Consider the following 21,427-nt stretch of genomic DNA (forward strand, 5'->3'; position numbering starts at 1 on the left):
AAAAGCCGCTCTATCATACCTATCCATCTGCCTGCATTTTTAAGACCATAGATCCCTGTATCATCTTCGGTTAATTTCCATCTAGTAAAGAATACTTTAAGCATTATAGCTACTGGACTTGTGAGAAAAATTATGCATAGCAACAAGGGCCAAAGTAGTGCTAAGACCGCATCGTTAACAATAAAGTTTATTGTAGTGGCAGTTGTTGCTAGTACAAGTATCACTAAAATGTGCAACAATTGATCTATGACAAATAACCAGCGTTGATTTTTTTTAGTTGATAGATAAAGTTTTCCAGTATCTATGAGTAAATGTGTGATAAAGATCAAGAGTCCTATATACCAGTAGTCTAATTGCCATAAGAACAACCATGTTATTAATCCATGAATTAGACAATGGATGTATAAGTGATAGGAACGTAGTTTGTGTTTTTCTTTCTTCTTATTGAATTTATCAGTTTGTAATATAAAATCGCCTAGAAAATGAACAATAAGTAGTTTAATTATTATTTCCATGGCTCACGTCTTTGTAATATCTTTTAAAGATATTAAGTAATTCTTGTGTTTCTTGCCAGTTAGCTCTGTCTAATCTGCGGCTAGCGGTAGCTTGCTGTACACCTAGTTTTTTTCCTAACTCTTCTTGTGTAATATGAGGATGTTTGAACATTTCATAAACGGTTGCAGCACCATTCTCTGTCCAGCTATTCATATAAAGAAGCGCTAGTTTGAGAATTATATTCATGTAGTGATCTATTGTACTGTCGCTACACACCATTATCTCTTGTTCTTTTGCTTTTAAAGTATCTAGTAATTCTCCAGAGTTAGTTAACGCGCTGCCCGTAGATTTTGCAATATTATGTTCTATAAGCTCTATGTCGCCTAGTCCTATTGCAATGCGCACATCTAGAGTAGAAGATCTCTTGAGAGCAGCCTTAAGCTCAATTACACAATGAAGTGCCATTTCTGGCTCTTTTATCCATGCTTGAAAACTATCACCACGATAGATTTGAAACATATTCTTTTTAGAATACTTTTTCAAAATAGGCTCGATGATTTTTAAGTAATCATCTGGCTGGTTCTTTTTAGAACCTATAATATCTCCTGCTAGTACTACATCCATATAAAACTTTATTACGTAAAAGTGTAATATTTCAAAGGTATTACATAATTATGTAATAATTATTAATTATTACGTAAAAGGGTAATAAATGTATTTTATTACGTAATTATGTAATAATTATTAAGGTTAAATTTCAACTTGAACTTGAAATCGAACTCCTAGAGGCGGAATTCATTCCGCATCTAGGAGTTCTATGCTCGCCTGTGACGTTTTTATTTTTCAGCGGAATATAGACAGCTTTTAGAATTGAAATTTTAACTTTTTGAATTTTAACAAGTATCACAAATTTTGAACATTAACTCACAAACTCACAAACTCACAAACTCACAAACTCACTCATCACAAATTTAAACGTCCTTCTTCATCGCTAGCCTCTAAAAAATCAGGATCACTGTCGATGGCTCTGTTAACCAGCTTTTCATTAAGAGATTTATTTGCTTTTGCGCCTAATCTTTTCAAACGCTCTATACGTCCTACAAGGTTTCCAGAACCTTCAGTAAGCTTGTTCATACTAGAAGAATAGGATTTTTTAACGGTGTCCAATTGAGAACCAACTTTGATCAAATCTTCTGTAAGACCTACAAACTTATCATATAAAGCACCTGCAGCAGTAGCAATATCTAAAGCATTTTTTTGCTGCTTTTCATTTTGCCACATAGTATCAATGGTACGCAATGTAGCGAGTAGAGTAGTAGGTGTAACAATTACTATGTTCTTATCAAAAGCATCGCTATATAAATTGCTATCGTGATTCAATGCCATGGCAAATGCTGGTTCAATAGGCACAAAAAGCAATACAAAATCAGGGCTGTCAATTTGGTAATCATGATAACTTTTACCGGATAAATCTGAGACGTGTTTTTTAAGTGAAGCAACGTGTTCTTTTAAATATCGTTCTTGTAATGAATCATCTTCTTCATTAATAAAACGCTCGTAAGCATTAAGTGATACCTTAGAATCGATAACCATTTTCTTGCCACCTGGCAAATTGATCACCACGTCAGGAAACAAGGTTTTTCCTTCATTAGTTTTAATCGTTTGCTGGACTTCATATTCAGAGCCTTTAGTCAATCCAGATTTTTCAAGAACACGTTCCAGGACTAATTCGCCCCAATTTCCACGCATTTTTGCATCACCTTTCAAGGCTTTAGTAAGGTTAGTGGTTTCCTTACTCATTTGCTGATTCAATTCTTTCAGCCCTATAATTTGTTGTCGCAAAGCACTTTGCCTGTCTATTGTGTCTTTGTGAGTATCTTCTACGCGCTTTTCAAAACTTTTGATTTTATCCTGCAGCGGACTCAAAATTTGCTCGATGTTTTTCTTGTTTTGATCGGTAAATTTGGTGCTTTTTTCGTCTAGGATTTTATTAGCGAGATTTTCAAATTCCTTGGTAAATTTTTCATTTAATTTCTCGATCTCTCCTTGGGCTTCAGTATGTTTTTCTTCCGCTTTCGCGAAAGCGGTACGTTGCTCAGCCAGTAACACATTTAAATTTTCTTTCTCAATAGCGACATCTCGATATTCTTTGTCCAGCTTTTGTAATCGGGCACTCAACTCCTGATTACTTTCTATTCTTTGCTCTAATTGAGCGCTATACTGAGAATTCTCATGACGCAACTTATCACGTTCTTCTAGGGCAGGCTGCAATTGAGAAAGCTGCGCGTTTAACTGATTTTTTTCAGATTCTAATAGGTTTAAATTTCCAGAAAAACGAGTTTTAGCAAAAAACCATGCCACAACAGCACCTATGACAACACCTAATAATAAGAATAGCAACCAAGAAATTTCTGAAGACATAAAAGAAGATTTATGTAAAAATACAATCCTCTAACCTTGCTTAAAATAAGAATGTAATCGAGTTATTCACAAGAATAAAATTTGTTTAAAATGGCGCAGGAACTTTGAGAATAACTGGCTTTAAAGTCACAGGATGGATAAATTCTATTTGCTCTGCGTGCAAATACAAACGGTCTTGCTTATGTCCATAAAGATCATCACCGATTATAGGACAATTTAATCCAAGCGGATGCGCCGCATGAACGCGCAACTGGTGTGTGCGACCAGTAATAGGGTAGAAGTGAACTCTGGTTTTACCATCATAGCGTTCAATGACTTCATAGCTTGTTCTGGCACTTTTGCCATTTTCTGAATCTACTAGCTGGAATGGTCTGTTGTCAAGATCTACTCTTAATGCGAGATCTATAAAACCGCTATTTTCATTTACATTTCCATCTAACAATGCAACATATCGCTTCTTAACGGTGCGTTTTTCAAATTGATCTTGTAGTTTTTTATGAATAGCAAGAGATTTAGTGAGAACTAAAATACCAGAAGTACTCATGTCTAATCGATGAGCAATAAGCGGTCCGGTTGCATCAGGAAAACGTTTTTTCATTCTGGTCTCTACAGAATCTTCTATGGTTTTACCACGTACAGAAAGAAATTCTTCTGGTTTGTTGACAGCCATGATATATTCATCTTCATATATCAAATGAAGCTCTTTTCCTTCAGCAGGATTTTCCAGCATGGGATTATCATCTACCTCAAGGCCTTGCAACATATGTTCGAGAAGAGGTTCACATTTAGAACGGCACGACGGATAGTAGTGACCGTGTTTTCTAATCTGTGAACGTAGGGATTCTCCGTACCAAAACTCAGCCATTGCTAGTGGTTTTAAATTGTTTAAATAGGCATATTGCAACAGTTTAGGTGCTGCACAATCGCCTGTCCCAGATGGTGGTACATATGGCGGAATGTTCTGGAAAAGCTCCATAGCGTTTTTACGCTTGCCTTTTGCATTTAAAAAACTGTATTGTTCAAAAATCCATTGTTGCAGCTGGTTAGATAAGTTTTTACGACGCTGCTTGATTTCTTTGATTTCATTTTCTTGTTGAGAAATATAATTTTCTAAAGGTATCAACTTCTCGTCTAGGTAGATTTTATATTCTTTGAGCAAGAATTTGGCGTGCATTCCTTGAGTTTGATGTTGATCGAGTAAATTTCTATATGCTTGATCACTTAAGGTTTCTGAAGCTTTTTGTCTTTCGGCTTTACGGTTTGCTTTTAGATTAGCATGTTTTTTACGCTGGTTGAAGAGTAAAAGCTCATTCTCCTTTTTTAGTTCTAGAAGTTGTTTTTTGGTTTTTATAAAGTTGGCGTCATTTTCTAAGGTTTCTATTCTTGCGTTAAGATCGTCTAGTTTGTAGTTTTCTTGCGCATATAAACTGTCCTCAGCAAACATATTAAAAACTAGAGGCACAAATTGAGAATCCTTCTGCTCGCCAGTAATCACACCAGAGTAAGCCCATAGATGACCTAAATTCCCTTCTTTATCTTGAACCACAAGAACCCCAAACATTTTCCCAAGCGGATGCTGATAGTTCTCCGGTCCTAAATTCAAATCATAGAACCAATTATCAAAACTATCTAAATATGTTTTTAATTGCTCAGCCGCTTCTACAGCAAATGGATGCGGTTCGTAAAGAAATGGGAAAGTGAACTTTTCAGGAATATCTTCTATAGTCACTGTATTAAAAGAATGTAATTTCAAAATACCGAATAGATATAATTAAGAAGCCAGGCTTTGCATGCCCACAAGGCTGTGATACAAACCTTCTTTAGCCAGTAGATCAGTATGCGTTCCTTGTTCTACGATCTCTCCCTTTTTCATTACTACGATATGATCTGCATTTTGAATGGTACTCAGACGGTGGGCGATAACAATGGAAGTTCTATTTTTCATTACTTTTTCCAGTGCATCTTGGACCAGACGTTCACTTTCTGTGTCTAGTGCGCTTGTTGCTTCGTCCAGAATTAATATTGGTGCATTTTTAAGAACCGCACGAGCAATAGAGAGACGTTGCTTTTGTCCACCACTTAATTTTCCACCACTGTCACCTATGTTAGTATGAATTCCCTGAGGCATGTCTTTTACAAATTCCCAAGCATTTGCGATTTTCAAAGCATCAATGATTTGCTCTTCACTCGCGTTTTTATTACTCAACGCCACATTAGTAGCGATAGTATCATTGAAAAGAATAGAATCCTGCGTCACAATTGCCATTTGATCCCGCAAGCTAGTAAGCGTGACATCTTTTATATTTATACCATCAATGGTTACAGTTCCATTTTCTACATCGTAAAATCTGGTGAGTAAATTTGCGATAGTACTTTTACCAGAACCACTTTGTCCTACGAGAGCAACGCTGGTACCTTTAGGAATATCTAACGAGAAGTTTTTTAATACCGGTTCCTCCTCATAAGAAAAAGTAACATTGTTGACATGTACCGCTTTCGCGAAAGCGGGAATAGCAACAGCATTTTCCTTATCTTCAATCTCATTTTTTGTATGAAGTATTTCTAGAACACGCTCTGCACTGGCATTACCTTCTTTAATTTGATAGCTCGCTTTAGAAAGAGCTTTTGCAGGAGTTAAAATATTATAAGCAAGTACCATAAAGCCTATGAATGTCGTAGGATCAATAGATTCTTCAATCAATACAAAACGACCACCAAACCATAAAAGAATTCCTATTACTAGAATACCTAAGAACTCACTAACAGGGCTCGCAAAACCTTTACGATGATTTAATTTAACTGCAAATCGATACATTCTGTTGGTACTGTTTTGAAAGCTTTCTGTCAAACGATCTTCTGCATTAAATCCTTTAATAACCTTTAAGCCACTCAACGTTTCTTCTAATAACGACAGAAAATAACCTTGCTCTTTTTGTACCTGACCACTGCGTTTTTTAAGTTTTTTACCTAATCGAGAAATTAGAAATCCAGAAACTGGTAAGAAAATAAGCATGAAAATCGTAAGCTTTGCACTCATCACTAGCATTATAGCAAGTGTAAAAATGATGTTCAATGGCTCTTTGATAATTAATTCTAGAATGGATAAAAAGCTGTTTTGAATTTGCAATACATCAGCACTAGTTCTCGCAATCACGTCGCCTTTGCGTTTCTCAGAGAAAAAGGAAATAGGAAGGTGAACAATCTTTACAAACAAGTCATCTCTTATATCTCTTAAAACCCCATTGCGTAAATAAGCAATGAAATACATTCCTAAATAACCAAAAAGGTTTTTAAGAAAAAAAAGGATTAATACGAGAGCGATTACAATTATTAAAGCCTGTTCTTTCCCGTCAGTTTGAGTAGTGATGTAATAACCCAAATACCCCTTAATATAATCCATAGAATTATTGATTCCTTCCCAAGAAGGAGCAACATTAACTGCTTGAGTCTTATCAAAAAGAACATCTAGCATAGGAATAAGTGATACAAAGCTTAATGCTCCAAATAGAGCATAAAAAACATTACTAATTATATTAAGAAATGCATAGCTTTTATAGGGCTTTGCATACTTAAGAATCTCTTTAAAATAGTTCATTTATTTACCTATCAAAAACGGTAAGGATACCATTTATTTTGTCTTCTAGCTGGGCTTGAACTTGAGGATATTGATCTACATGATCAAGAGTTGTTTTTACTGAGATGTAGAATTTTATCTTAGGTTCTGTCCCACTAGGTCGTGCTGCAATCTTTGAGCCATCTGCTAGATAGAAGATTAAAACATTAGATTTTGGAATTTCTATGGATTCTGTTTTTTGTAATTGTTTGTTTTCTCTGGTACTGGCAGCATAATCCTCTACGATTATGACATCCTGTCCACCTATTTTCGCCGGTGGATTTTCTCTTAAATCCACCATCATTTGTTTGATTTCTTCAGCACCGGAGATTCCTTTCTTTACTAGAGAAACTAATCTTTCTTGATAAACACCATGCTCAACATATAGTTTCATCAATTCTTTATAGACAGTAGAGTCGTTTGCTTTCGCGTAAGCGTACATCTCACAAGCTAATAAACAAGCGGTAACTGCATCTTTGTCACGTACAAAATCGCCTACCATATAACCAAAGCTTTCCTCGCCGCCACCTACAAAGTCTTGTTTTGGATGGTCTTTGATCATTTTGGCGATCCATTTAAAACCAGTTAGTCCTTCTTTGCATTCAACATTATATGAACCAGCTAGATCATGCATCATAGGCGTAGATACTATTGTAGAACCGATGAATGGATCGTTAAGTGATTCTAAATCAATTTGTTTTAGTAAAAAATCGGTCATAGCAATCATGGTTTGATTTCCATTGAGCAATACCATATTACCGTCATTATCACGTACAGCAACACCTAATCGATCAGAATCTGGATCAGTTCCTATCACGATGTCAGCATTTACTTTATTAGCAAGATCAACTGCCATTTTAAGTGCTTCTGGCTCTTCTGGATTAGGAGATTTTACCGTTGGGAATTCTCCATCTGGAAAAGCTTGTTCTTTTACTACATGTAAGTCTGTATATCCTGCACGTTTCAAAGTTTCTGGAATTAAAGTGATGCTCGTACCATGAAGACTGGTAAATACTATTTTTAATCGAGAACGATCTACGTCACCTGCTATTTTACCAGCTTTTATGCTGTCATCAATGAAAGCATTATCATCTTCTTCAGTTAGAAACTCTATAAGCTCTGGTTTACCATTAAAGTTAATATCTTTAAAATCTATGGTGCTTATAAGTTTCAAAATATCTTTGTCTTGTGGTGGCACTAACTGCCCGCCATCTTGCCAATAAACTTTGTAACCATTATACTCTGGCGGATTGTGACTTGCAGTAAGAACTATACCTGCATGACAGTTTTTTGCTTTAACGGTATAAGAAAGTAGTGGAGTAGGACGCAACTCTGCAAAAAGGTATACTTGAATCCCATTTGCACTAAAAACGTCTGCCACTACTTGTGCCAGTTCCTTAGAATTACGACGGCAATCGTATGCAATGGCTACTTTTACCTGTTCATCAGGAAATTGCTGGTTTAAATATTGAGAAAGTCCTTGTGTGTTTTTTCCCAAGGTATATTTATTGATACGATTAGTACCTACACCCATAATTCCTCGCATTCCACCTGTACCGAATTCCAAATTTTTATAGAAAGATTCTTGAAACTCGTCGTTATTTGCAGTAATTAAAGCCAGTGTACGAGTTATAGTTGCCTCATCAAATGGTGCTTGAGTCCAGGACTGTGCTGTTTTAAGGATATGGTCTTTGTTCATTTTTTTTCTATAAAAGTTCTTACACAAATATAGGAATAAGTAGGCAGTCTCAGTGAATAGTATTCTATCTCAACCTCAGTACGTTTATCAAATATGTAGTAAGTTAATTTTGAGCTTTGTTAAATCTGTGACTACAAATTAAGATCTACTAAATAGTTTCTGAGATATTATATCTGTCTTTTTGATTACCATTTCTTAGGATCAACTCGCCTAGGAAACCTGCAATAAAGAATAACGTACCTAATATCATGGTAGTGAGAGCAATGTAAAACCATGGGTTGTTTGTTACAAGTCTATAAGGTATGTCGTTATACATACGGTACAATTTTGATCCTCCTACATATCCAGCTGTAATAAAACCTATCAAAAACATTAACACTCCTAATGAACCAAAAAGATGCATAGGCCTTTTACCATACTTTGATATAAAAGCGATCGTAATTAAATCAAGAAATCCATTTATGAAACGCTCATATCCAAATTTTGTGGTTCCATATTTACGTGCTTGATGGATGACTTCTTTTTGTGTGATTTTAGTGAAGCCAGCATTTTTTGCCAGTACAGGAATATAACGGTGCATTTCTCCATGCACATCTATATTTTTAATCACCTGGCTATTATATGCTTTTAAACCACAATTAAAATCATTGAGTTGTACACCACTGGTTTTACGTGCCGCCCAATTAAATAATTTACTAGGTAGATTTTTTGCTATTACACTATCGTAGCGTTTTTTCTTCCAGCCACTTACTAGATCATTATCTTGGTTTGCAATCATTGCGTATAGCGCTGGAATTTCATCTGGAGAGTCTTGAAGATCTGCATCCATGGTGATGACTACTTTTCCTTGAGCTTCATTAAAACCAGCATGAAGTGCCTGTGATTTCCCATAATTGGCTTGAAACTTAATGCCTTTTATAGCGTTAGAGCTGTTTGATGTATCTCGCTTTCGCGAAAGCGAACTTATAATTTCCCAACTAGAATCTGTACTACCATCATCAATATAAATGACTTCATAGGATATACTGGTAGTTTTCATAACACGATCGATCCATTCCTGTAGTTCAGGAAGAGAATCTGCCTCATTAAGTAGAGGTATAACAATGGAAAGATCTTTATTATTCAAATTCGTAGGGTTTGTCTTTTTTAATGATAGCAGCTGCGATAAGTCCTACTACTGTGTAAAATGCAAGATTTGAGATATAATTAATTATAATACTAGGTATTCCCATAGGTGTAGGACCTATCTGCATAGACTGACGCATTTGTTCTTCAGTGAGTTGTCCTGCTGCGTTTTCCATTCCCATAAATGTGAGCATTCTATTACTCATTTCTAACGATTCTTTTATAGTTATGTCTAACAGCAACTCTTTTGCATTAGGGTCAATTAGATTGAAAATCAGAATACAAGCGATTGCATATCCTGATATAGCAATAGCTATAGTAATAACAAAAGAGAGTAGTGCGTTACCAAAGGTGATGTATCCACCTGATTGAGTCTTGGCGGTTCTTTGTGCATATATTCCCAGGCATAAAATTAATATGGCTAGTGGATAGGTAACTAGTGGATTAATAAATAAGGCGATGTCTACTTGCCACATAATTATACAGGAAAAAAAATAGATTATAAAACCTATTATACCATATTTAAAACCTGTTTTTTTAACAACCGTATTCATAAGTGAAGGATTTATCGCTGCGGAATTTTACTAACAACTAGTCCAGTAATCAAGCCGGGAACGGTAAACATAAGTGTTTTTGTTGCAAATCCTAAGGCAAATTCTGAGAAGCTGTAAGTAGGTTCTTTAAATACTTTAGTCTGTGCTAGGTCACTGGTTCCTTTTTCTGTTATACCTCTCCACGCATTTAATAAAATTTCTTTGGCACCAACATCTACATAATTAAGTAAAATGTAATAAGTAATAGACTCTGTCAGGAAAATCATTACTATACATATAAAATAGGCCAGAACGACTTGTTTAAATGATACTACACCTTTCATCACAAATCGCGCCCATACTTGGGCTACGACTCCTAAAATTATAGGATAGATGTAAATGGAAGTATTTACCAAAGGATTTAAATAATCTTGTGCTTGCCACATATACAAGTAAATACCCATGGTAATTATGGCTCCTACTAGACCTATGATGAATGAATTTCTTTTAATAGATTGTTCCACAAATAACTTCTTTTAATAATGCACAAATATAAAGCTAGGATATGTGCTTTTATAGTTTAGATTTGCTTAAAATTAAATTAGAATTAAAAGGTTGTTATTTAAAGTAAAATTATTAAATTTGCAGCCGCAAAAGAATAAGATTTAAGTCATGCAAAAAGGAATACACCCAGAAAATTATAGATTAGTAGCATTTAAAGATATGTCTAATGATGATATTTTTATCACAAAGTCTACTGCTAATTCTAATGAAACTATCGAGCACGAAGGAACTGAATATCCATTAATTAAATTGGAAATTTCACGTACTTCTCATCCATTTTACACTGGAGAGAGCAAGCTTATTGATACTGCAGGTCGTATTGACAAGTTTAAAAACAAGTACAAAAAATTCAAAAAGTAATTACTGCTTGAATCTATTGATATTAAAACGTCTCACAAAATGTGAGACGTTTTTTTTATACGTTAAACACAGCTCAGTAGGTGTATGCAATCAGATATTACTACATCACAGAAGTGTTTAAAGTAAAATACCTATGATTAATTTAAACTATTCTTTAAGTGGTTTAAAGAAATACAACTCATGATCTAACTTTAATTCTGGATGTAGAATTTTTACTAAGTCTTTTAAAACTAAATCTGGTCTCATACTCGCTTCTTCATAGTAAGTCACACCACCTTTTTCACCTACGGTTAAAGCATGCGTGTACACTCTTTTATTCTTAAATGCATCAAAAAGATTATATGAGGCATTTTCTTCAAGCATTCTGGAATAGCTAGTATACTGACCAGGCGCAATCCAGTAGGTGGCATCATTTCCATCTGTAAGGACCTTTTCAATATTATAAGCTAGTGAACCTTTTCCTTTAGTTTCTTGATAGATATAACTTGCTCCAGCATCTCTTAAAATCTTGCCTTGCCAGGAGTTTCCGTAAGGTAAATACCATTGTTCTTTCCAGGTTGCACCGCTCAAAACCTTAGGTGATGAAACATTTTTAACTAGTTTTTGAGTGTTTATATATTCTTTTTCTATTGCATTAAAAATAGAATCTGCTTGTTGCTCTTTACCATATAAAATGCCAAATAGTTTTATCCATTCTGCTTTTGCTAGTGGATGTTGTTCTACCCAATCACCGTTATATAATACAGGAATACCAGCGTTTTCAATTTTTTTGTAAATAGGATTGCTATCATCAATACTAAAACCCATCACCACATCAGGTTCAAGTAATAAAGTAGCCTCTATATTTATAGATTCATTTACACCTAATTCTTCTACCTTTCCTTCATCTATTAATTTGCGCACCTTAGGATCGCTTATATAATCACTACCTGGAAATCCTATTAGCGAATTTTCCTCATGGAGCAATACTAATGGTGGAATATGAGTAGTAGAAGTCAGTACGATATTATCTATAGGAATATGAATACTCAAAGGTTCGTCTGGTTCAGGAAGCAGTTCTCTTCCCTGATTTTTTACTAATTTAAAAGTATAGGAAACAGAACTTTCCGGCCATGGATTCATAATGGTTACATAATAACCGCTCGCTGTATTTTGAATTTTAAAACCTTCTGCATATTTAATATTCACCTGTTCATACTCTATTTTTTTTAAAATTTCAGGTATAGATGTATTTTTTGAATTGTTGCACGAGTACAGAAAGCCTGCGGCAATCAGCAAATAGATAATATTCTTTCTCATAAGATTTCAAAGTTATGACATAACTTAAAGAAGGCTGCAGTAACTCTATCATTTTGAAAAAAAATCATCTATTCATTAATTTAAGTTTTTAAATGTACTAATATTGCGGCTTGAAATATGGTTTTGAGTTTTTTGTTGTTCTCGCTTTCGCGAAAGCGGTAAAAAATAAGGAATTCAAATTAAAAGGGAATCTAGTGCAATTCTAGAGCTGTTCCCGCAACTGTAAACAAAACGTTTCTTTAAACGTCCGAAATTATTAGGGTAAAACTATTATGCCACTGAGTGCGATCTTGGGAAGGCGGTTTTATTTTGAAGTCAGGAGACCTGCCATGATTCAAATAATTGTTCATCTTCGGGATAGAGATAGCGATGGGATTTATAATTAAACTGTCACACTGAGCTAGGCTAGGTGTGTCCTTCATGTTTATATAGATTTCTATTCAAATTCTTTTCCCGTATTAATTTATTTCAAATGAAAAAACAAATCATCGCCTTGAGCGCTCTGATTGCTGTATCTGTGTCGGGAAAAGCACAGGAAGTCCAAGACTCAACAGCAACAAAACTGGAAGATGTGATCGTCACGGCTTCGTCAAAATTTGACCTACAACGCAAAGACAGCGGTAAACCGGTCATTAAAATCACAAGAGCTGATATAGAAGCACAACGCAGTGCAAATATCGCAGATTTATTAAACCAATATGCTGGAATTGAAATCAATGGAGCGCGTAGTAATGCTGGGCAAAATCAAAGTTACTTCATACGAGGTGGAAGTAGCCGTCAGGTGTCGTTCTTGATTGATGGCGCTCAGGTAAATGATCCAAGTAATATTTCTAGCGAATTTGATCTGCGATTAGTAGATATTGATCAAATAGAAGAAATTGAAATTTTAAAAGGTGCGGCAAGCACTTTATATGGTGCCAATGCTAGTACCGCTGTAATCAATATCAAGTTGAGAAAAGCACCTAAATCAGGCGTACGCGTTAATGTAGCATCGTTTATTGGTACAAATAAAAGTGTTGAACAGGCAAATAATGGTATAGATGAATACAACAATAGCATCCAAATTCAAGGAACGGCTAAAAATGGACTTACTTACGGAGTAGGATTGAATCATCAAAGTACAAACGGTTTAAGCGCTGCAGAAAGTGAAAATGAAAACGAACAGTTTGAACCTGATGCATTTAACAGAATTAATATTCTAGGTAGAATAGGCTATAACAATAACAAAGACTTCAAATTAAGTAGTTACCTATCTTTTGATGAGTATGTCGCAGAATTTGACAACGGTGCATTTACCGATGGTGACAATGAAACGTACAGTCGCCAGATAAGATGGGGAACTAACATGAACTGGAAGTATTCTGAAAAAGGTGAGCTGGTTTATACCGATGTAAGCACACATACTCGCAGAGATACTAGAAGTAATTTTCCATCGCTTTATAATGCAGATGGTTATTCTCTTGACCTTTATAATAAATACACTTTTGATCTAGAAAATAAAGCTAGTTTAAAAACAATACTAGGCTTCAACTTTCAAAATCAAACATATGAAGATTTTAATATACCATTCGGTAGTACAGATTTTGTACAAAATGCTGATAAAGGAGATGTAAATTTTCAAATTTATGATCCTTACTTTAATGTAGTTTATTTATCAGGTAAAGGATTTAATTTTAACGCTGGTGCTCGTTATAATTTACATAGCAATTATGATGGTAAGCTAGTATACAATATCAATCCATCTTATAGGTTTAATATTGATAATCATATAATCAAAGGATATGCGAGTTATAGTACGGCTTATATTACGCCATCGCTGTTTCAGTTATATGCAAGTGGTTTTGGTAATGAAAACTTAGAGCCAGAAGAAAATGCAACGCTAGAAGCTGGTATTTACTGGAGTAAGAATAATTCAAGTCTTGAACTAAGTGTGTTTCAAAGAAACGAGAAGAATTTAGTGCAATTTGTAACTATAGATCCGGTGAATTTTATTTCTCAATATCAAAATGAAGATAAAGACTTTACAGCAAGAGGTGTTGAGATTATGGGACAAACCTTATTGTTCAAAAAATTAAATCTAACGGCCAATTATACGTTTACTGAAAGAGATAGTGAACCATTATTGAGACGTATTCCTAAACATAAGGTAAATGCGAGTGCAAGGATAGAGCTATTAAAAGGAGCGTTTATTACGGCGAGATATCAATACAATCATGAGCGTGGTGATGCTTTTTTTGATACTAATACATTTACGACACAAAATGTAGTATTAGATAGTTACCAAGTGGTTGATCTAGACGGTACTTATAAACTCATAAATAAAGATGTCACATTTTTTGCTGGAATTTCTAATCTACTAGATGAGGACTTTCAAGAAGTAGTAGGTTTTCAAACTCGAGGCCGAACTTATAAAGTAGGAGTGAGGCTGGGCTTTTAAACTAAAGTTTTGAATGCATAGAATAGCTGTCATTAAGATTATAATGACAGCTATTTTTTATTATTTATACTCATCAATTTGATCTAGAATCTTACTAGAAATAACTAAAGGTTCCCACTCTGGACCAGAAAAGAAGGTATTTCTTATCTCGGGCTTCATTTTATCATAATTGAATTTATTGAAAATCCAATAGGATAGAAATGTCAAGCCTACAATAACAAAAAGATTAACACCGCCATAAATCAATGGACTTGATTTCAATGCATCGATACTTATCCAGCAAATTGCCCAAAACGGCAATTGATATATGGATAATTTGAGAGCATTGAAACTTGATAGTTTAATATTTGCCAGTTGCTGCTGTACTGCTATAACTTCATCACTTCCTTTGATTTTGTTGATTAAAATCAACTGATAAAAATAGTTGCCTAGCACCACTAACATTATTAACGAAATTGCACCAAAACCTAGTGCCATTATATAGGCTTCTGCTTTAAAAGTTATATAGCTTATTGCAATAAGTAGCGCTGCATAAGGTATTCCTATTAGGGTCACCGCTCTCTTAGGCAGTGCTAATTTATTCATTTGTGTATTGATTCTCTGTTTAGAAATATGCAACGCAACTTCTTTATTCATGGTTAAAACTTGATCAATTTTTTGATCGTAGGATTTCCACAATTCACTTAATTCTATATTTTCCATGCTGTTATTTTTTAATCTGATTAAACTTTTCTTTCAGTATTGTTTTGATGCGCGATATCTTGGTAGTTACATTCGTTTGTGAAATATTGATAACCTCAGCAATCTCTCTACTTGTTAATCCATCTAAATGAAGAAGGATTAATGCTCGATCAAGTTCACGCAACTCGCGTATAAATTGATTTAACAGTATCACATCATCTGCTACGTTGTCATCGATTGAGAGATCTTGTACTTCAATGGCTGGAGCTAGAGAAATGGTTTTTTCTTCTCGCTTTTTATTTTTACGATAAAAGGAAATGGAGGTATTAAGTGCAATACGATAGATCCAAGTAGACCATTTATGTTTGTTGTCAAAATTATCCATTGATAACCAGACCTGAAGAATTATTTCTTGAATCAAATCATCTTTATCTTCCTCTTTAAAGCAATAATTGTGTGCCACCTTAAAAATGATTTTCTTGTGACTCTCGAGAATGTATAGATAATCCTTTTCTTTATTGTTCAAACTAAAACGTGTTTACCTTATTATTCGCAACAGTTTTACATTTGTCACACTTTAGATTGAAGTTTTTCTATTAATCACGATAATATCCATTACATCACTGTGTAACCTGTGCTTTTTTTGTGGATTTCTATGGCTTATAGATAAATTGAACTTCAAAACATTAAGAAGAAAAAAAAACTGAATAGAGGAAATTTAAAGTAATTGAAGAATTATTAATTCATTCTTACACGTTGCAACAATTTTTCAGCTTGTCCTTTCCAGTCATCGCGGTGAATTCTTCCAGGAAAAATGTCAATCTGTTTTGACAATCTTCTTATTTCATCACTACTCATCTTTGATATTTGAGAATAGGTATGAATACCGTAATCATGTAGCTTTTTTTCAATCTCATTATTAATTCCCACAATTTTTGTAAGATCGTCTGTACCTTTTATTTGATCATTAGTCACAAACACATCCTTCTCTTCAGGTTGAGTTTCTGTTATCGTTGCAGTTTTCATGGCTTTATCCTCTTGTGTAGAAGTGTCATTTATAAGCATGCCAGCACGTTCCCTAGTTTTAGTTGCTCTTATTATTCCTGGAGTAAAATCCTCTATGGATGGATCATCATTTTGATCGGATTTTAGATTTTTAGCGGTCTTTGTTTTTGTAGTTTTATTTATTAAAACCTTGTTTTCCTTCTTCTTCTTATTATTATTATTATTATTTCCAAAGTAAAAACCTAGAAAGTACGCACCTAGTAGCATAAAGAATAACACTACATAAAGAGTCCAGTTAGTAATTATTGTTTCCATTATGAAGTGTTATTTTACCGAAATATTAATGTAATTATCTGCAGGATTGCTGCCTTCAGATTGTACAATTTTAAAAGGGGCAATTTTATAGCGACTTATTCCCATTTGTGCCATTATTTTTTGAATATTTAAGCTATTTACCTGAGATATATAAGCAGCTTGCTTTTGATCTGTACTAGTATTTTGTGATATAGTGATATAAATTTTTTGTGAAGGATTGCTATTTAAATGTCTAGCTATCTTTTTTACATGACTTTTAAATTCAGTATTTCCTACAAAGTACTGTGCGTTAAAACCTTGTGTGAATTTTTTACTGGTAAAAACCTTAGAAATATTTTTAGTGACAGATGGTGTTTTAGTAACAATGCTACTAGAACTAGATAAGAGAGTAGCGGTATTAGAAAATTTAAAATTTAGTTGCATTAATACGCCACCTTCTGCTTTATTATTAGAAAACTTGATCTTTTTAACCTCTTCAATAGTATTGATCCTGCTGATGTTAATACCGATGCTTCCCAGCAAATCTTTAATGTATAAAGCACGTTTATTTCCTAAACCTTTAATTTCTGGACTGGAGTAATATCCTGTAATTGTTAAGGTTGCAGAGGAATCACGAGCTAATATTTTCTTGATTTGATTTCCATAATTTATACAACCATAGGGAATGATCACTTTTTCTGAATTTTTTACAATGCTAGCATATTGATCACAAGAGATGACAGTCGTCCCATTATTAGAATAAACAGAAAATGGTAACGGCTGGTATTGCTTTATAATTGGTGTATTGATTGAATCTGTTATAGAAGAGTCTCTTTCGTTTGTTTGAGACACATTTTGTGAAGGTTGAGTAATTTCTTTTTGTAATGTAGTTTGAAGATTCTCTGTAGCATCAAAATCCTGTTGCTTAATAATCTCTACAAATTTATTTTCTGTTATAGCAGCATTTTTAAGAAGGTTTACTTCATCCCTAAAAAAAGAATTGATGAAAAGTAAACATCCTATTCCATAAAGAGCAAAAACAATTAATCCCGTAAAGAAAGTTTTCAATTTGTATAATTTGGGATAAATATACTATGTTTAATCTAATTGTTAACAGCATCTTAACGTTACAAAAATTTGGACTTCAATTCTGGTGTAGGAATCATACAACTTTCCTTTTTCCCAAACCACTTGTAACGATTTCTGGCAATAAAATCATATACGGCGTCTGCAATGAATTTAGGAATGATAATTAAAGAATAGAGTAGCGGCCACAAACCTGTTAAATATTTTGCAATACGCAATGCTGCTCCCGCTTTCGCGAAAGCGGAATCACCACTAATTAAAACGATAGAATCTATCTTACTAGGGTCTATATTATGTCTAGCGAGAAGTTCTTTTCCTAAATCGCTTTCTAAGGCTGCAAAGCGAAATCTATCTTTTGTGTCACGCTTGATAATAAACAATACCGCACCGTTACATAGATTGCAAACGCCATCAAATAATACGATATGTTTACCTTCCATCATTTATTTCCCTACTTTTTCTAACTGTTCTATAGGTGCAATAGTGGTGAAAAAACCATAATTAATAGTGGCTTTACCTTTACTTATACTGTCTATAGTACCTATTGATTTAGAGTCTGCTAGGCGCACTTTGTCGTTAATTTTTAACTCAACTTGTGGTTTCTTTTCTTCTTTGGCAATTTCTTGAACTTTGGCCTTTTTTCTTTCTGTTCTTATTTTCTCAACTTTTTGAATCACCTCGTTCTCTACCTGTTTTTGTTTTCCTTTAGCTGCTTTATCAGCTTTTGTAATAGGCTTTTTCTTCTTTTGCTTAGGTTTACGTTTAATGTTCTCAGTAATGACTAATTTCATCAACTCATCTATAAGCAGTTTCTTTTTCTTATTATTTTCAAAATTCTCAGCCAGACTATCAAATTTTTTCCCTAACTGTATGAAACGCTGGTAACCGTCATAAAGTTCTTGAAAATCCTGTAGCTTTTGCTGTACACGTTCTTGTGTATCTTCTAACTTATTTGCTCTCTGTGTTGCTTTTACTTCTTTATCTCGTAGTTTATCATTATTACGTCTCAGGTTAGATCGTTCCTTTTGTAGCGCAGCGATAGATTTATCAAATCGTATTTTTCCTCGTTCTACTTTCTTTTTTGCCTTATTAATTAATGAAAACGGAATTCCATTTTTTTGTGCTACTTCAAAGGTAAATGAGCTACCTGCTTCTCCTAACTGCAACTGATATACAGGTTCTAATGATCTAGAATCAAAGAGCATGTTTGCATTAGTCATTTCTGGTAACTCGTTTGCAAGCATTTTAAGATTAGTATAATGCGTAGTGATAATACCATAAGATTTACGCTCGTTGAGCTCTTCCAGCATACTTTCGGCTAGTGCGCCACCTAATTCTGGATCAGATCCAGTACCGAATTCATCAATTAAAAATAGTGTTTTATCATTTGCTATTCTTAAGAAGCCGCGCATGTTTTTAAGACGGTAGCTGTAAGTACTTAAATGATTATCAATACTTTGATTATCACCTATATCTGTTAATACATGCTCAAAAATACATATTCTACTCTTCTCATGAACTGGTATTAACATGCCTGTCTGTATCATGAGCTGCAGTAATCCTATAGTCTTTAAAGTTATAGATTTACCACCGGCATTTGGGCCAGAAATAACTATAATGCGATTATCTGGCGCAAGGCGTATGGTTTGAGGATAGGTTTTTTCTCCTCGCTCATTATTAGCTACCCAAAGCAGTGGATGATAAGCATCTACTAATTCCAGCTCTTGATGGTCTACCATCATGGGTAAACATCCCTTGATTTTCCTACCGTATTTTGCCTTTGCAGCAATCACATCGGTATGCGTTAAATACTGTTTATATTCTTCAAATTCTGGAATAAAAGCTCTTAAAAACTCCGTGAGTTCTTTTAAAATACGTTGTATTTCTTCTAGTTCTTCTATTTCTAATTCAGATAGCTTTCGCGAAAGCGTTAACACACGTTCTGGTTCAATATAAGAGATGCTACCAGTTCTTGAGCTTCCCATTATTTTACCTTTGACCTTGCGTCTATACATAGCTTTTACAGCTAGAACACGACGGTTTTCTACAACGCTTTCTCTTATCTCATCTAAATAATCCAACTGGCTGTAATGGTTTAAGGCCTGACCGAAGCTACCATTAAGCTGTCCTCGCACAATATTCATTTCTCTCCTAAGATTTTTTAATAGGGCAGAAGCGTCGTCTTTAATTTCACCAAAACGATCCATAACTGCATCAACCGCGTTAGGTATGATGTCGTTATATGTTATGTGATCCAGTCTTTTATGTAACTGTGGGAAGAATTCTTGAAGCTTTCTAAAGAACTTTATATGTTCATTTACCGTGCGTGGTAGAACAGCAAGTTTTCTAATACTTTCCTTTTCTAAAGTACTATTCTCTATTCCTAGTAATTGCAACTCTTTATCTATAACGTCAAAGCCATGATTAGGAATTCTATGCTCGCTTGAAAAAGACCATACGTACTCATTAGTATAAGCAAGTTCTCGCTGTATTAAGAATTTTGTAGTATAAGGCTGAAGTTTTGTAATAGCCGCTTTTCCATCTTCTGTAACACAATAGGCGCTAGCCTGAGAAAGAACCACGTCAAATTCTAAATCTTCAATAGTTTTTGTGGATATTTTTTTCATAAAAGTTCTACAAAAATAAGCTAGCTAGTCTATAAAAAGTGGGTTTTTAGAATAAATTAAGTAAGCTTATTTAAGTGCATCTACCTAAGTTGTACAAAACTTTTTTAAAGTACATCAAATGTGATTAAAACTTAAGGTAGAATCAAGGTAATTTATTCATGATGATACGGCTCATTGCGCAATATGGTAAAAGCTCTGTAAATTTGTTCTACAGCAAAAAGTCGCACCATCTGGTGAGAAAAAGTCATATCACTTAGTGATAATTTAGAGTTAGCTCTAGAATACACATCAGGAGAAAATCCATACGGTCCACCTATGATAAAAACCAATCGTTTTAATCCAGAGACACTACGTTTATTAATCAATTCTGCAAATTGCATACTGGTGTATTTTTTTCCTTTTTCATCTAGAACCGTTACAAAATCACTTTTCTCTAGCTTATTGAGGATAAGTTTTCCTTCTTCGTTCTTTTGCTGGTCTTCACTTAGATTTTTGGTTTTCTTTAAATCAGGTAGGATCTCCAGATCAAAATTGATGTAATGACCTAAACGATCTACGTACATTTTTGTAAGTTGCTCGATACGAGAATCGTCTGTTTTTCCTACCGCTAGAAGTGTTATTTTCATGATGCAAATTTATAACAACAACGGAAAAGGATAAAGAATACACATCTACTACATTAAAATTAATAAAAGTTGCGTTTAATAGTAAGTTTCTTGTCAAAACCACACATAATGCTCACAATAACCCTACTTCATAAAAAAGTAAATCTGTATTTTTGAAGTGAAAATAACTAGCAATGAACTACAACTCACAAGAGGCTCAAGAAGAAATCAAACGTATTATACAAAATGCATTAAGAGAAGATGTAGGAGATGGAGATCACAGTAGTTTATCCTGTATTCCAGATACTGCTACTGGTAAAGCGAGGTTGCTGGTAAAAGACGAAGGGATTATTGCTGGTGTGGCTTTTGCGCAAGCGGTATTCAAGGAAGTAGATCCTAATTTACAAGTAGATGTAAGAATAAAAGATGGCAATCATGTGAAATATGGTGATGAAGCCTTTTACGTGTCTGGTGCTTCACAATCTATTTTAAAGGCAGAGCGACTGGCACTTAATGCTATGCAGCGCATGAGTGCTATAGCAACTAAAACAAGGTCGTTTGTAGATCTTCTAGAAGGAACTAA

Annotated in this window: 20 protein-coding genes and 1 riboswitch; of the genes, 3 read left to right on the forward strand and 17 right to left on the reverse strand. The window is 34.3% G+C overall.

What is annotated here, in order from left to right:
* The 9 genes from A9Q93_RS03700 to A9Q93_RS03740 all read right to left on the reverse strand — a co-directional run.
* Positions 1-515, reverse strand: a 515-nt coding sequence (locus A9Q93_RS03700; protein ID WP_303686029.1) for a DUF3307 domain-containing protein, incomplete at its 3' end; no start/stop codon positions are given.
* Entirely contained in the window at positions 499-1,119 is a 621-nt protein-coding gene (locus A9Q93_RS03705) for a SatD family protein (protein ID WP_303686030.1), read from the reverse strand. The genes A9Q93_RS03700 and A9Q93_RS03705, both read right to left, overlap by 17 nt.
* A 339-nt stretch (positions 1,120-1,458) precedes the next feature.
* Entirely contained in the window at positions 1,459-2,916 is a 1,458-nt protein-coding gene (rmuC, locus tag A9Q93_RS03710) for a DNA recombination protein RmuC (RefSeq protein ID WP_303686031.1), read from the reverse strand.
* Positions 2,917-3,001: 85 nt separating this feature from the next.
* Entirely contained in the window at positions 3,002-4,669 is a 1,668-nt protein-coding gene (locus A9Q93_RS03715; RefSeq protein WP_369674686.1) for a pseudouridine synthase, read from the reverse strand.
* A gap of 18 nt (positions 4,670-4,687) precedes the next feature.
* Positions 4,688-6,511 carry an ABC transporter ATP-binding protein gene (locus A9Q93_RS03720; RefSeq protein WP_303686032.1) on the reverse strand — a complete coding sequence of 608 codons (1,824 nt, stop codon included), beginning with the start codon at positions 6,509-6,511 and terminating at the stop codon, positions 4,688-4,690.
* A gap of 4 nt (positions 6,512-6,515) precedes the next feature.
* Positions 6,516-8,228 carry a phospho-sugar mutase gene (locus A9Q93_RS03725; RefSeq protein WP_303686033.1) on the reverse strand — a complete coding sequence of 571 codons (1,713 nt, stop codon included), beginning with the start codon at positions 8,226-8,228 and terminating at the stop codon, positions 6,516-6,518.
* 148 nt (positions 8,229-8,376) lie between these two features.
* On the reverse strand, positions 8,377-9,354 hold the full coding sequence (locus tag A9Q93_RS03730; protein WP_303686034.1) for a glycosyltransferase family 2 protein: 978 nt from the start codon (positions 9,352-9,354) through the stop codon (positions 8,377-8,379).
* Positions 9,347-9,907, reverse strand: a complete 561-nt coding sequence (locus tag A9Q93_RS03735; protein WP_303686035.1) for a DUF4199 domain-containing protein — start codon at positions 9,905-9,907, stop codon at positions 9,347-9,349. Before A9Q93_RS03735 ends, A9Q93_RS03730 begins: the two co-directional genes overlap by 8 nt.
* Positions 9,908-9,918: 11 nt before the next feature.
* Positions 9,919-10,410: a DUF4199 family protein gene (locus A9Q93_RS03740; RefSeq protein ID WP_303686036.1), complete on the reverse strand. Its 492-nt coding sequence runs from the start codon at positions 10,408-10,410 to the stop codon at positions 9,919-9,921.
* Between the two features lie 148 nt (positions 10,411-10,558).
* Here A9Q93_RS03740 and A9Q93_RS03745 point away from each other — a divergent pair, with 148 nt between their 5' ends.
* Positions 10,559-10,810, forward strand: a complete 252-nt coding sequence (locus tag A9Q93_RS03745) for a type B 50S ribosomal protein L31 (protein WP_303686037.1) — start codon at positions 10,559-10,561, stop codon at positions 10,808-10,810.
* Between the two features lie 147 nt (positions 10,811-10,957).
* On the opposite strand, the gene A9Q93_RS03750 is transcribed toward A9Q93_RS03745, so the two are convergent.
* Positions 10,958-12,109, reverse strand: a complete 1,152-nt coding sequence (locus A9Q93_RS03750; protein ID WP_303686038.1) for an ABC transporter substrate-binding protein — start codon at positions 12,107-12,109, stop codon at positions 10,958-10,960.
* Positions 12,110-12,233: 124 nt separating this feature from the next.
* Positions 12,234-12,456: riboswitch (cobalamin riboswitch) on the forward strand.
* A 125-nt stretch (positions 12,457-12,581) separates the two neighbouring features.
* Between A9Q93_RS03750 and A9Q93_RS03755 the strand changes: the two genes are divergently transcribed.
* Positions 12,582-14,546, forward strand: coding sequence for a TonB-dependent siderophore receptor (locus tag A9Q93_RS03755; RefSeq protein ID WP_303686039.1), 1,965 nt, complete (start codon positions 12,582-12,584; stop codon positions 14,544-14,546).
* A 60-nt stretch (positions 14,547-14,606) separates the two neighbouring features.
* Here the strand turns inward: A9Q93_RS03755 and A9Q93_RS03760 are convergent, their stop codons facing one another.
* The 7 genes from A9Q93_RS03760 to rlmH form a co-directional block, all read right to left on the reverse strand.
* On the reverse strand, positions 14,607-15,248 hold the full coding sequence (locus tag A9Q93_RS03760; protein ID WP_303686040.1) for a hypothetical protein: 642 nt from the start codon (positions 15,246-15,248) through the stop codon (positions 14,607-14,609).
* A gap of 4 nt (positions 15,249-15,252) precedes the next feature.
* A complete protein-coding gene (locus A9Q93_RS03765) occupies positions 15,253-15,753 on the reverse strand; it encodes an RNA polymerase sigma factor (protein ID WP_303686041.1) in 501 nt (166 codons plus the stop codon).
* A 212-nt stretch (positions 15,754-15,965) separates the two neighbouring features.
* The gene (locus tag A9Q93_RS03770; RefSeq protein ID WP_303686042.1) at positions 15,966-16,547 is read right to left on the reverse strand and encodes a hypothetical protein; all 582 of its coding nucleotides are present in this window, start codon (positions 16,545-16,547) and stop codon (positions 15,966-15,968) included.
* A gap of 9 nt (positions 16,548-16,556) precedes the next feature.
* Positions 16,557-17,594: a hypothetical protein gene (locus tag A9Q93_RS03775; RefSeq protein WP_303686043.1), complete on the reverse strand. Its 1,038-nt coding sequence runs from the start codon at positions 17,592-17,594 to the stop codon at positions 16,557-16,559.
* A gap of 59 nt (positions 17,595-17,653) precedes the next feature.
* Positions 17,654-18,055: a thiol-disulfide oxidoreductase DCC family protein gene (locus tag A9Q93_RS03780; RefSeq protein ID WP_303686044.1), complete on the reverse strand. Its 402-nt coding sequence runs from the start codon at positions 18,053-18,055 to the stop codon at positions 17,654-17,656.
* Complete coding sequence (locus A9Q93_RS03785) at positions 18,056-20,239, reverse strand: DNA mismatch repair protein MutS (protein ID WP_303686045.1); 2,184 nt, start codon at positions 20,237-20,239, stop codon at positions 18,056-18,058.
* A 152-nt stretch (positions 20,240-20,391) separates the two neighbouring features.
* Positions 20,392-20,865, reverse strand: coding sequence for a 23S rRNA (pseudouridine(1915)-N(3))-methyltransferase RlmH (gene rlmH / locus A9Q93_RS03790; protein ID WP_303686046.1), 474 nt, complete (start codon positions 20,863-20,865; stop codon positions 20,392-20,394).
* Positions 20,866-21,038: 173 nt separating this feature from the next.
* Here rlmH and A9Q93_RS03795 point away from each other — a divergent pair.
* Positions 21,039-21,427 (forward strand): nicotinate-nucleotide diphosphorylase (locus tag A9Q93_RS03795; RefSeq protein ID WP_369674687.1); only part of this gene is annotated, 389 nt, incomplete at its 3' end.

The organism is Nonlabens dokdonensis (assembly GCF_002162835.1).
Classification (GTDB): domain Bacteria; phylum Bacteroidota; class Bacteroidia; order Flavobacteriales; family Flavobacteriaceae; genus Nonlabens; species Nonlabens dokdonensis_B.

Bases quoted from the DNA above. Each gene is read 5' to 3' on its own strand.
- A9Q93_RS03705 (WP_303686030.1), bottom strand. From the start codon at position 1,119: ATGGATGTAGTACTAGCAGGAGATATTATAGGTTCTAAAAAGAACCAG.
- rmuC (WP_303686031.1), bottom strand. From the start codon at position 2,916: ATGTCTTCAGAAATTTCTTGGTTGCTATTCTTATTATTAGGTGTTGTC.
- A9Q93_RS03720 (WP_303686032.1), bottom strand. From the start codon at position 6,511: ATGAACTATTTTAAAGAGATTCTTAAGTATGCAAAGCCCTATAAAAGC.
- A9Q93_RS03725 (WP_303686033.1), bottom strand. From the start codon at position 8,228: ATGAACAAAGACCATATCCTTAAAACAGCACAGTCCTGGACTCAAGCA.
- A9Q93_RS03735 (WP_303686035.1), bottom strand. From the start codon at position 9,907: ATGAATACGGTTGTTAAAAAAACAGGTTTTAAATATGGTATAATAGGT.
- A9Q93_RS03745 (WP_303686037.1), top strand. From the start codon at position 10,559: ATGCAAAAAGGAATACACCCAGAAAATTATAGATTAGTAGCATTTAAA.
- A9Q93_RS03750 (WP_303686038.1), bottom strand. From the start codon at position 12,109: ATGAGAAAGAATATTATCTATTTGCTGATTGCCGCAGGCTTTCTGTAC.
- A9Q93_RS03755 (WP_303686039.1), top strand. From the start codon at position 12,582: ATGAAAAAACAAATCATCGCCTTGAGCGCTCTGATTGCTGTATCTGTG.
- A9Q93_RS03760 (WP_303686040.1), bottom strand. From the start codon at position 15,248: ATGGAAAATATAGAATTAAGTGAATTGTGGAAATCCTACGATCAAAAA.
- A9Q93_RS03770 (WP_303686042.1), bottom strand. From the start codon at position 16,547: ATGGAAACAATAATTACTAACTGGACTCTTTATGTAGTGTTATTCTTT.
- A9Q93_RS03780 (WP_303686044.1), bottom strand. From the start codon at position 18,055: ATGATGGAAGGTAAACATATCGTATTATTTGATGGCGTTTGCAATCTA.
- A9Q93_RS03785 (WP_303686045.1), bottom strand. From the start codon at position 20,239: ATGAAAAAAATATCCACAAAAACTATTGAAGATTTAGAATTTGACGTG.
- rlmH (WP_303686046.1), bottom strand. From the start codon at position 20,865: ATGAAAATAACACTTCTAGCGGTAGGAAAAACAGACGATTCTCGTATC.